At 71.4% G+C, this 11,304-nt stretch carries 11 protein-coding genes; 8 read left to right on the forward strand and 3 right to left on the reverse strand.

Annotated features, from left to right (window positions below):
• Positions 1-18 precede the first annotated feature (18 nt).
• Positions 19-1,713 carry a proline--tRNA ligase gene (locus ACZ4SA_RS13575; protein ID WP_468273422.1) on the forward strand — a complete coding sequence of 565 codons (1,695 nt, stop codon included), beginning with the start codon at positions 19-21 and terminating at the stop codon, positions 1,711-1,713.
• A gap of 315 nt (positions 1,714-2,028) precedes the next feature.
• Here the strand turns inward: ACZ4SA_RS13575 and ACZ4SA_RS13580 are convergent, their stop codons facing one another.
• From ACZ4SA_RS13580 to ACZ4SA_RS13590, 3 genes are read right to left on the reverse strand one after another with little or no spacing between them, the layout of a single operon-like run.
• On the reverse strand, positions 2,029-2,892 hold the full coding sequence (locus ACZ4SA_RS13580) for an aminoglycoside phosphotransferase family protein (RefSeq protein ID WP_468273425.1): 864 nt from the start codon (positions 2,890-2,892) through the stop codon (positions 2,029-2,031).
• 23 nt (positions 2,893-2,915) lie between these two features.
• Positions 2,916-3,362, reverse strand: a complete 447-nt coding sequence (locus tag ACZ4SA_RS13585) for a ferritin-like domain-containing protein (protein ID WP_468273427.1) — start codon at positions 3,360-3,362, stop codon at positions 2,916-2,918.
• A complete protein-coding gene (locus ACZ4SA_RS13590) occupies positions 3,362-3,919 on the reverse strand; it encodes a hypothetical protein (RefSeq protein ID WP_468273429.1) in 558 nt (185 codons plus the stop codon). The genes ACZ4SA_RS13585 and ACZ4SA_RS13590 overlap by 1 nt, the downstream gene beginning before the upstream one ends.
• Before the next feature lie 188 nt (positions 3,920-4,107).
• Between ACZ4SA_RS13590 and rimP the strand changes: the two genes are divergently transcribed.
• The 7 genes from rimP to truB all read left to right on the forward strand — a co-directional run bounded on the left by rimP (position 4,108) and on the right by truB (position 11,164).
• A complete protein-coding gene (gene rimP / locus ACZ4SA_RS13595; protein ID WP_468273431.1) occupies positions 4,108-4,632 on the forward strand; it encodes a ribosome maturation factor RimP in 525 nt (174 codons plus the stop codon).
• A 2-nt stretch (positions 4,633-4,634) separates the two neighbouring features.
• Positions 4,635-5,642 carry a transcription termination factor NusA gene (gene nusA / locus ACZ4SA_RS13600; protein WP_468273433.1) on the forward strand — a complete coding sequence of 336 codons (1,008 nt, stop codon included), beginning with the start codon at positions 4,635-4,637 and terminating at the stop codon, positions 5,640-5,642.
• Between the two features lie 131 nt (positions 5,643-5,773).
• Complete coding sequence (locus tag ACZ4SA_RS13605) at positions 5,774-6,052, forward strand: YlxR family protein (RefSeq protein ID WP_468273435.1); 279 nt, start codon at positions 5,774-5,776, stop codon at positions 6,050-6,052.
• Positions 6,053-6,203: 151 nt separating this feature from the next.
• Positions 6,204-9,323 (forward strand): translation initiation factor IF-2, encoded by a 3,120-nt coding sequence (infB, locus tag ACZ4SA_RS13610; RefSeq protein WP_468273437.1) that lies wholly within the window; start codon positions 6,204-6,206, stop codon positions 9,321-9,323.
• 180 nt (positions 9,324-9,503) lie between these two features.
• Positions 9,504-9,797, forward strand: coding sequence for a DUF503 domain-containing protein (locus ACZ4SA_RS13615; RefSeq protein ID WP_468273440.1), 294 nt, complete (start codon positions 9,504-9,506; stop codon positions 9,795-9,797).
• Positions 9,798-9,824: 27 nt separating this feature from the next.
• A complete protein-coding gene (gene rbfA / locus ACZ4SA_RS13620; RefSeq protein ID WP_356629673.1) occupies positions 9,825-10,268 on the forward strand; it encodes a 30S ribosome-binding factor RbfA in 444 nt (147 codons plus the stop codon).
• On the forward strand, positions 10,265-11,164 hold the full coding sequence (gene truB / locus ACZ4SA_RS13625; RefSeq protein ID WP_468273442.1) for a tRNA pseudouridine(55) synthase TruB: 900 nt from the start codon (positions 10,265-10,267) through the stop codon (positions 11,162-11,164). Before rbfA ends, truB begins: the two co-directional genes overlap by 4 nt.
• Positions 11,165-11,304 lie beyond the last annotated feature (140 nt).

The raw sequence follows: 11,304 nt of genomic DNA on the forward strand, positions 1-11,304 counted from the left end.
TCCGAGCAGGAGTTCACCATGGCCCAGGTCCAGCGCATGTCCCGTCTGATGGTCAAGACATTGCGCGACGACCCGGCGGACGCAGAGACGCTCAGCCACAAGCTCCTCGTCCGCGCCGGTTACGTCCGCCGCAACGCCGCGGGCATCTGGTCCTGGCTGCCGCTCGGCAAGCGCGTCCTCGAGAACGTCACCCGCGTCGTACGCGAGGAGATGGACGCCATCGGCGCGCAGGAGGTGCTGCTCCCGGCCCTGCTGCCCAAGGAGCCCTACGAGGCAACGGGCCGCTGGGAGGAGTACGGCGCCGAGCTGTTCCGTCTCAAGGACCGCAAAGGCGCCGACTACCTCCTCGGACCGACCCACGAGGAGATCTTCACCCAGCTCGTCAAGGACCAGTGCACGTCCTACAAGGACCTGCCGGTGATCCTCTACCAGATCCAGACGAAGTACCGCGACGAAGCGCGTCCCCGCTCGGGCATCCTGCGCGGCCGCGAGTTCCAGATGAAGGACTCGTACTCCTTCGACACCACCGACGAGGGCCTCGCCGAGTCGTACGCCCTGCACCGTGAGGCGTACGTACGGATCTTCGAGCGCCTCGGCCTCGAGCACAAGATCGTCTCCGCGGTGTCCGGCGCCATGGGCGGCTCGGCGTCCGAGGAGTTCCTCGCCCCGGCAGCGGCCGGCGAGGACACCTTCGTCTACTGCCCCTCCTGCGACTACGCGGCCAACACCGAGGCCGTCACCTTCGCCCTCGCCCCGGTCGACGGCGACGCCCACGGCCCCGCCGAGGAGCTCGACACCCCGGGCACCCCCACCATCGAGACGCTTGCCGAGCACCTGGGCGTGCCCGCCTCCGCGACGCTGAAGAACCTGCTGGTCAAGGTCGACGGCGAGATCGTCGCCGTGTGCGTGCCGGGTGACCGCGAGGTCGACCTCGGCAAGCTGGGCGACCACCTGGCCCCCGCGGTCGTCGAGCTGGTCACCGCCGAGGACTTCGTCGGCCGCCCCGACCTCGTCCGCGGTTACGTCGGACCGCAGGGACTCGAGAAGGTCCGCTACATCGCCGACCCGCGCGTCGCGCCCGGTACGGCCTGGATCACCGGCGCGAACAAGGAAGGCAAGCACGCGAAGAACGTCGTCGCCGGCCGGGACTTCGAAGTCGACGACTACCTGGACGTCGTCGTGGTCGAGGACGGCGACCCGTGCCCGAAGTGCGGTACCGGCCTGAAGCTGGACCGCGCGATCGAGATCGGCCACATCTTCCAGCTCGGCCGCAAGTACGCCGACGCCTTCCAGCTCGACGTACTGGGTCAGAACGGCAAGCCGGTCCGCGTGACCATGGGCTCCTACGGCATCGGCGTCTCACGCGCGGTCGCGGCGCTCGCCGAGCAGACCGCGGACGAGCAGGGCCTGTGCTGGCCCGCCGAGATCGCCCCCGCGGACGTCCACGTGGTCGCGGCCGGCAAGGCGCTCCAGACGGAGCTGGCCCTCGACGTCGCCGGGCAACTGGGCGAGGCGGGCCTGCGTGTGCTGGTCGACGACCGTGCGGGCGTGTCGCCGGGCGTGAAGTTCACCGACGCGGAGCTGATCGGCGTCCCCAAGATCCTGGTGGCGGGCCGCCGCTCGGCCGAGGGCGTCGTGGAACTGAAGGACCGCCGCACGGGCGAGCGCGAGGAGCTCCCGGTGGCGGAGGCAGTGGCACGCCTGCGCGGCTGACCTGCCGTGCTCCCCGGGGGCGCTGCCCCCGGGCTCCTGCGGATGCAACGCCGGGCGGGGCTTCGAAGGAGCCCGCCCGGCGTTGCGCAGACACCGCGCGGGCGCGCTACGGGGTCCGGGCTTGGCGCCCCGGGTGGGGTGGCCCCGTGTTGCGGAGACTGCGCGTGCGGGGTCCGGGGCGGCCCCGGTTCGGGCAGGTCGGGGGAGCCGGCCCGCGCGCAGCAGCGCCCCCGGGACACTGCGCGGGTGCGGTACGGGGCCGAGGCCGGCCCCGGGTGGGGCGGGGGACATGCCCCGCGTAGCGGTGGCGTCCCGCTACAGCCAGCCCGCGAACTCCAACGCCAGCTCACCCTCGGCGCGCCGGCCCGCGGCAATCGCCCGGGTGCCCGACTCCACCGCCCGGAACAGCGTCCAGCCGCGCAGGCGTTCGCGGTCCACCTCCAGGGAGTCCGCCAGTTTGTTCACCCTGCGGCGTGCCGCCGCCGCGCCCGCCGAGGAGGCGACGAGGTCCTCGACCCGATCGCGGACCAGACGCGCGAGGTCGTAGGCGCGTTCGCCCACGAGCGGCTCCGGACCCACCGCCAGCCACGGTGCCCGGTCACCCGAAAGCACCTTCCCCTGCCGGAAGTTGCCGTGCAGCAGCATCTCCTCGGCGTCGAGCGCGACCAACTCCTCCCGGGCCGTCAGCGCCGCGGCGACAAGCGGCTCGTCGAAGTGCCGCATCGTCTCCGCCTGCCGCCCCGTGCGCTCCGTGACCGTCTCGAAGTCGTGGCCGGCCGGTGGCTGCGTCCACAGCCGCCGCACCGTGCCCGCCGCCTCCAGCAGCGCCTTGGACTCGGGCAGTGATCGCAGCGACATCTCCGGGTGCAGCCGCTCCAGCAGCAGCCCTTCGTCAGCGGTGTCCAGGAGCCGTACCGTGCCCCAGCCGTTCCAGTGCTCCAGCGCGGCCCGCTCGAGGGCCGGGGCGGCGGAGGGCGGGGCCACCTTCAGGGCGGCGGGGGTGCCGTCGGGCTGTCGTACGAGCAGGACCAGGCTGCTCCGGCCGCCCGGCACGACCGTTCTTTCGACGTCCAGCTTCCGCCGGTCCACCGTCCCCTGGACGGTGCCGGGCAGCTGCCTGAGCCACTCGTCGTCCTCACCGAGTGCCCGTACCAGCCGCTGCGGCGGTTCGAAAGCCATACGTCCGTTGTTCCCTTTCCCCGTCAGTCCTGGTGGGCGGCCCGCTCGGCGAGCCCAGGAAAGGCTACGCCGCTGCCCCGCCAGCGCACCGCGCGCACGGCCGCCTCGCGCAGTGCGCCCGCGGCGTCCAGCCGCAACGATCCGTCGGTGGCCCGTACGAGATCGGAGTAGACACCCGCCACCCGCTCCTCCAGGATCGCGGCGAGCCGTATCGCGGCGGCGGCATCCGGTACGGAGAAGGGCAGGGCGTACGCGGCGGCGGCAGCCGAGGGCTCTCCGCCCAGGTCGCGCACCGTCCGCGTCAGCGCGTCGCGCCGTGACCGGTGCGCGGCGTGCGCGGCGGCGGCTTCGTTCTCCCGGTCGTCTCCGACACGTCCGCCGACCGCCCCGTAGCCGTACACGGCGGCGTGCTCCGCCGCGAGCGCAGCCTGTACGGCGGCCAGCCTCCCCGCCGCGTCCACAGCGCTCATCACACGTCCCCCTTCGTCAGAAGGTACGCATGCGCGGCACCGGCCGCAGCAACGGAGGCCAGCAGGCGGGCCAGTTCCGGCTCGGCGTCGGCGAGGGCCGCCGTGTGCCGGTCAGCGGTACGGCGCTCCGCCGCGACCAGCGATTTCAGCGCGGCGCCGGGCTCGGCCGGAGCCGAGGAGGAGGACGAGGCCGGAGCCGAGGCCGAGGAGGACGAGGCCGAGGAAGAAGCAGTGGAGGAAGCAGTGGCCGAGGGGGACGGCGCGGCCACGGGCGCAACGGACGGTGAAGGAGCGGATGACACCGCCGGCCCCGCGAGGGCCACGGCGTGCTTCGCGACCGCCGCACGCAGCGGCGTCAACCGGTCGGCGAGCGCCGGGTGGCGGGCGATGACCGCGTCGTACTCGTCGCGCAGCGCCGTGCTCGTGGCCGCGAGCCGTCGGCGCAGTGCGTCCTCGGCGCGGGCGGCGTCGGCGGAGCGTCCCGGCCCGTGCCGGGCAGCGGGTTGGTCGCTCGAACAGCCCGTCAACAGGCCGGCGGCGGCCACCCCTGTCGCCAAGAGCGCACGTCTTCGTATCGTCCCCATGCGCCCCACGCATGTCTCCTCGGGCTCGCAGTGATCATCGCCGCAGGCGAGCGTACCTGCGGGCCCAGCGTGGGTGGACGGCAACACCCCCCGGGACCGGATACCCTTTCTTCGACACGCGACGATCCCACAACAGCACACGCGGCCGAGGAGTCACCCGGATGAGCACCACCCAGAGCGAGAGGCTGCACGGGTTGCTGGAACCGCTCGTCAGCGCCGCGGACCTGGATCTGGAGGAGATCGAGGTCTCCCGGGCCGGCAGACGCCGCATGCTGAGGATCATCGTGGACTCCGACGAGGGCGTCGAGCTGGACGCCTGTGCGGAGCTGAGCCGCGCCATCTCCGAGAAGCTCGACGAGACGGACGCGATGGGCGAGGGCGAGTACGTCCTCGAAGTCAGCTCCCCCGGCGCCGACCGCCCCCTGACCCAGCACCGCCACTACGTGCGCGCCACCGGCCGCCTGGTGAAGCTGCAGCTGAACGCCGATGGAGCAGCCGAGGAACTGGTAGCCCGCATCCTCGAGGTGGATGACGAAGGGCTCGACCTCGAGATCCCGGGTGTGAAGGGGCGCAAGGCCAAGGCCCGCAGGGTCGCGTTCGCCGACATCGCCAAGGCGCGCGTCGAGATCGAGTTCAGCCGCAAGGACAAGCAAGGCGACAAGGACGAGAAGGAAGAGGAGGCGTAGCCGTGGACATCGACGTGAAGCTCCTGAAGGGCTTGGCACAGGAGAAGGAGATCGCCTTCGACCTGCTGGTCGAGGCCATCGAGTCGGCCCTCCTCATCGCGTACCACCGCACCGAGGGCAGCCGCCGCCACGCCCGTGTGGTGCTCAGCAGGGACACCGGCCATGTGACCGTGTGGGCCAAGGAGGACCCGGCCGATCTGGAGGAGGGGCAGGAACCCAAGGAGTTCGACGACACCCCGTCGGACTTCGGCCGGATCGCCGCCACCACCGCCCGCCAGGTCATCCAGCAGCGGCTGCGTGACGCGGAGAACGACGTCACCTTCGGCGAGTACGCCCGCCGTGAGGGCGATGTCGTCGCGGGCATGGTGCAGCAGGGCAAGGACCCCAAGAACGTCCTGGTCAGGCTGGACGACAAGCTCGAGGCGATCCTGCCGGTGCAGGAGCAGGTGCCGGGCGAGGAGTACGCGCACGGTGTGCGGCTGCGCACCTATGTGGTCCGCGTGGCGAAGGGTGTGCGCGGCCCGTCCGTGACGCTGTCCCGTACCCACCCGAACCTGGTGAAGAAGCTCTTCGCGCTGGAGGTTCCGGAGATCGCGGACGGCAGTGTCGAGATCGCGGCCATCGCCCGTGAGGCCGGTCACCGCACCAAGATCGCCGTTCGTTCCACCCGCTCGGGCCTGAACGCCAAGGGCGCCTGCATCGGCCCGATGGGCGGCCGGGTGCGTAATGTCATGGCCGAGCTGCACGGCGAGAAGATCGACATCGTGGACTGGTCGGACGACCCGGCCGAGATGGTGGCGAACGCTCTCTCGCCGGCCCGCGTCAGCAAGGTGGAGGTCGTCGACCTCGGCGCCCGTTCGGCCCGGGTCACCGTTCCGGACTACCAGCTGTCGCTCGCGATCGGCAAGGAGGGGCAGAACGCCCGTCTGGCCGCACGTCTCACCGGCTGGCGCATCGACATCCGGCCGGACACCGAGCAGGGCTCGGATCAGGGCTCCGACCAGCACTGAGGAATGCATCGGGGCGGTATTGCGTTTGCGCCGGTGCCGACAGGCAAGCAAGATCCCACCAGGATCAGGACAACAACCGTTCGATTTTTGCCCCAAAGGGGTGAGGTCGGTGCGGGGAGGTAGACTTAAGCGTGTCTGGCCGGACGCATGCCCGCGTGTGCCCTGAGCGAACCTGTCTGGGATGCCGGGAGCGAGCGGCCAAGAGCGATCTGCTGCGGATCGTGGTGATCGAGGGCGAGTGCGTCCCCGATGATCGCGGTACGCTGCCCGGCCGGGGTGCGTACCTGCACCCCGCCTCGGTCTGTTTCGACCTGGCGGTCCGCCGCCGGGCGTTCCCGAGGGCCTTCAGGGTCACAGGGGCGCTCGAGACCGCCGCGCTGCGGCGGCATGTCGAGCAGGCAGCACCGTAAGAGAAAGAAGTACGGCACGGAACCCCGTGCGGTCAGGTACCTCGCGAGTTGGAAGTAGGTCGAGATTGCGATGAGCACTCGATGAGTACGCGATGAGTACGCCCATGAAGTAGCGACGGTCCGGCGGTAACCCGGACCTAAAAGGAGCGAAGTGGCTAAGGTCCGGGTATACGAGCTCGCCAAGGAGTTCGGCGTGGAGAGCAAGGTCGTCATGGCCAAGCTCCAAGAACTCGGTGAATTCGTCCGTTCGGCGTCCTCGACGATCGAGGCGCCGGTTGTACGCAAGTTGACTGACGCACTGCAGGGGCCCGGCGGCAACGCCGGCAAGTCCGCTGCAAAGCCTGGCGCGCCCCGAAAGGCGACGCCCTCGAAGCCTGCCGCGCCCTCCCCGGCGCAGGCCGCGGGCACCTCTAAGGCAGTGGGGGAACGTCCCGCTGCCCCCAAGCCCGGCGCACCGGCCCCCAAGCCGGCCCCGGCGAGCAGCACCCCCTCCGCGGCCCCGGCACCGGGCCCGCGTCCCACTCCGGGTCCCAAGCCCGCACCGGCCAAGCCCGCGCCCGCGGCACCGGTGCCCGCAGCCGAGTTCTCGGCTCCGGCTCCGGCCCAGCCCTCCCCCGCAGCGCCAAGCCGCGCGGGAGGTACCCCCAACACGCAGGCCCCGCGTCCCGCGGGTGCCACCCCCGGTCCGCGCCCTGCCCGTCCGGCTCCGTCCGGCGGCCAGCGTGACGGCGGCCGTGGCGGCGAGCGTCCGGCGCGTCCCGCCGGCGGCCAGGGCGCCCCGCGTCCCGGTGGTCGTCCGGCCGGTCCCCGTCCGGGCAACAACCCCTTCACGTCCGGTGGCTCCACCGGCATGGCGCGCCCGCAGGCGCCGCGTCCCGGTGGTGCTCCGCGCCCCGGTGGCGGCGGTGCTCCCGGCGCGCCGCGTCCGCAGGGCGGCCCTGGCGGCGCGCCGCGTCCGCAGGGTCAGGGCGGTGCGCGTCCGACCCCGGGCGGCATGCCCCGTCCGCAGGCTCCGCGTCCCGGTGGCGCCCCTGGCGGCGCCGGCGGCAACCGCCCCAACCCGGGCATGATGCCGCAGCGTCCTGCTGCCGGTCCCCGTCCTGGCGGCGGTCCCGGCGGCGGCGGTCGCGGTCCCGGCGGTGCCGGTCGTCCCGGCGGTGCCGGTCGTCCCGGTGGCGGCGGCGGCTTCGCCGGTCGTCCCGGCGGCGGTGGCGGCGGCGGTCGTCCCGGTGGTGGCGGCGGCTTCGCCGGTCGTCCCGGCGGCGGTGGCCCCGGTGGTGGCGGCGGCTTCGGCGGTCGTCCCGGCTTCGGTGGTCGTCCGGGTGGTCCCGGCGGTCGTGGTGGCACCCAGGGCGCCTTCGGCCGTCCCGGCGGCCCGGCGCGTCGTGGCCGCAAGTCGAAGCGTCAGAGGCGCCAGGAGTACGAGGCCATGCAGGCCCCGTCGGTCGGCGGTGTGATGCTGCCTCGCGGCAACGGCGAGACCATTCGCCTGTCGCGCGGTGCTTCGCTCACCGACTTCGCGGAGAAGATCAACGCCAACCCGGCGTCGCTCGTCGCGGTCATGATGAACCTCGGCGAGATGGTCACCGCGACGCAGTCCGTCTCCGACGAGACGCTGCAGCTTCTCGGCGACGAGATGAACTACACCGTCCAGATCGTCAGCCCGGAGGAGGAGGACCGCGAGCTTCTCGAGTCCTTCGACATCGAGTTCGGCGAGGACGAGGGTGGCGAAGAGGCCCTGGTCTCCCGTCCGCCGGTCGTGACCGTCATGGGTCACGTCGACCACGGAAAGACCCGACTCCTCGACGCGATCCGCAAGACGAACGTCGTCGCGGGCGAGGCCGGTGGCATCACCCAGCACATCGGTGCCTACCAGGTCTCGACCGAGGTCAACGGCGAGGACCGCGCGATCACCTTCATCGACACCCCGGGTCACGAGGCGTTCACCGCCATGCGTGCCCGTGGTGCGAAGTCGACCGACATCGCGATCCTCGTGGTGGCGGCCAACGACGGTGTGATGCCCCAGACGATCGAGGCGCTGAACCACGCCAAGGCGGCCGACGTGCCGATCGTGGTCGCGGTCAACAAGATCGACGTCGAGGGTGCCGACCCGACCAAGGTGCGCGGCCAGCTCACCGAGTTCGGTCTGGTGGCAGAGGAGTACGGCGGCGAGACCATGTTCGTCGACATCTCCGCCAAGCAGGGTCTCAACATCGACTCCCTGCTCGAGGCCGTCGTCCTCACCGCCGACGCCTCGCTCGACCTGCGGGCCAACCCCGGCCAGGACGCGCAGGGTATTGCGATCGAGTCCCACCTCGACCGCGGCCGTGGCGCCGTCGCGACCGTCCTGGTCCAGCGCGGCACGCTGCGCGTCGGTGACACGATGGTCGCCGGTGACGCGTACGGCCGTGTCCGGGCGATGCTCGACGACAAGGGCAACAACGTGGAGGAGGCGACTCCGTCGACTCCCGTCCTGGTCCTGGGTCTCACCAACGTTCCGGGCGCCGGCGACAACTTCCTCGTCGTCGACGAGGACCGCACGGCCCGGCAGATCGCCGAGAAGCGCGCGGCGCGCGAGCGCAACGCCAACTTCGCCAAGCGCGTCCGCCGGGTGTCCCTCGAGGACCTCGACAAGGTGCTCAAGGCCGGTCTGGTCCAGGAACTCAACCTCATCATCAAGGGCGACGCGTCCGGTGCGGTCGAGGCTCTCGAGTCCTCGCTGCTCCAGCTCGACGTCGGTGAAGAGGTCGACATCCGGGTCCTGCACCGCGGTGTGGGTGCGGTCACCGAGTCCGACATCGACCTGGCGATGGGCTCCGACGCCATCGTCATCGGCTACAACGTCCGTGCGGCCGGCCGTGCCGCGCAGATGGCGGAGCGCGAGGGCGTCGACGTCCGGTACTACTCGGTGATCTACCAGGCCATCGAGGAGATCGAGGCGGCCCTCAAGGGCATGCTCAAGCCGGAGTACGAAGAGGTCGAGCTCGGCACGGCGGAGATCCGCGAGGTCTTCCGCTCGTCCAAGCTGGGCAACATCGCGGGTGTCCTCATCCGTTCCGGCGAGGTCAAGCGCAACACCAAGGCCCGGCTCATCCGCGACGGCAAGGTCATCGCGGAGAGCCTCAACATCGAGGGTCTGCGCCGCTTCAAGGACGACGTCACCGAGATCCGCGAAGGCTTCGAGGGCGGTATCAACCTCGGAAACTTCAACGACATCAAGATCGACGACGTCATCGCGACGTACGAGATGCGCGAGAAGCCGCGCGGCTGACGCACGGCACCGGTCCGGGGCCGGTCGGCGGAAGTATTTCCGTCGATCGGCCCCGGCCGTTGCGTGTACGGTTTGGATGTCCCTGCCAAGTACGGGCGGGGACCCGACTGTGCCGGCTCGGGGGAGAGCCTTCGGGCCCCCGGCACAACAAACCCGGACCGGCGGGACATCCGGACATACATGTATGTGGGGACACTGTCCTTCGATCTGCTTCTCGGCGACGTACGGTCGCTGAAGGAGAAGCGCTCCGTGGTCCGTCCGATCGTCGCCGAGCTCCAGCGGAAATACGCGGTGAGCGTGGCGGAGGTGGGGGGCCAGGACCTCCACCGGCGGGCCGAGATCGGCCTCGCCGTGGTGTCCGGCGACACGGGGCACCTCACGGACGTGCTGGACCAGTGCGAGCGCCTGGTCGCCGCCCGGCCGGAGGTGGAGCTGCTGTCGGTTCGACGCAGGCTCCACAGCGACGAAGACTGAATGCAAGGCAAAGAAGGAGAAGGACCAGTGGCCGACAACGCGCGGGCGAAGAAACTGGCAGACCTCATCCGGGAGGTGGTCGCCGAGAAGCTGCAGCGCGGCATCAAGGACCCTCGCCTCGGTTCGCACGTGACCATCACGGACACCCGCGTCACCGGTGACCTGCGGGAGGCCACGGTCTTCTACACGGTCTACGGCGACGACGAGGACCGGGCGAGCGCGGCCGCGGGCCTGCAGAGCGCCAAGGGTGTCCTGCGCTCCGCGGTCGGTGCGGCCGCGGGCACCAAGTTCACGCCCACCCTGACGTTCGTGGCGGACGCCCTTCCGGAGAACGCCAAGACGATCGAGGACCTCCTCGACAAGGCGCGGGCATCCGACGCCAAGGTGCGTGAAGCGTCCTCCGGCGCCAAGTACGCCGGCGAGGCCGACCCGTACCGCAAGCCGGAAGACGAGGACGAAGCCTCGGAATGACGCAGCGCACGACTCCGCCCGACGGCCTTGTCATCGTGGACAAGCCGTCGGGCTTCACTTCGCACGACGTCGTCGCCAAGATGCGCGGGATCGCACGGACCCGGCGTGTCGGACACGCGGGGACGCTCGACCCCATGGCCACCGGTGTGCTGGTGCTGGGCGTCGAGAAGGCCACCAAGCTGCTCGGGCACCTGGCGCTGACCGAGAAGGAGTATCTCGGCACCATCAGGCTCGGGCAGAACACCGTCACGGACGACGCGGAGGGCGACGTCACATCCTCCACCGATGCCTCCGGTGTCACCCGTGAGGCGATCGACGAGGGCGTGGCCAAGCTGACCGGCGACATCATGCAGGTGCCGTCCAAGGTCAGCGCCATCAAGATCGACGGGAAACGCTCGTACGCGCGGGTGCGCGGCGGCGAGGAGTTCGACATCCCGGCCCGGCCGGTGACCGTCTCCTCCTTCCAGGTCCACGACATCCGTGAGACCACGACGGAGGACGGGCTCCGGGTCGTCGACCTGGTCGTGTCCGTGGTGTGTTCTTCCGGCACCTACATCCGGGCGCTCGCGCGCGATCTCGGAGCCGATCTGGGCGTCGGCGGGCACCTGACGGCCCTGCGCCGCACCCGGGTCGGGCCCTACGGCCTCGACGCGGCGAAGACCCTCGACCAGCTCCAGGAGGAGCTGACCGTGATGCCTGTCGCCGAGGCGGCCGCGGCCGCCTTCCCCCGCTGGGACGTGGACGAGCGGCGGGCCAAACTGCTCACCAACGGCGTACGGCTGGACATGCCGGCCTACGACCGTGCGCCAGTCGCCGTCTTCGGACCCGACGGTCGCTTCCTGGCGCTCGTCGAGGAGCACAAGGGCAAGGCGAAGAGCCTCGCCGTCTTCGGCTGACCGCCGGCCCATGCGGCCCGGCCGGGGCCCGTGACGCGTCGTGGGGGGGGGGGGGGGGGGGGGTCCCACCCCCCCCCCCCCCCCCCCTCCCCCCCCACCCCCCCCCCCCCCTCTCCCCCCCCCCCCCCTCCTCCCTCCCA

This window comes from Streptomyces sp. NPDC027962, assembly GCF_055566095.1.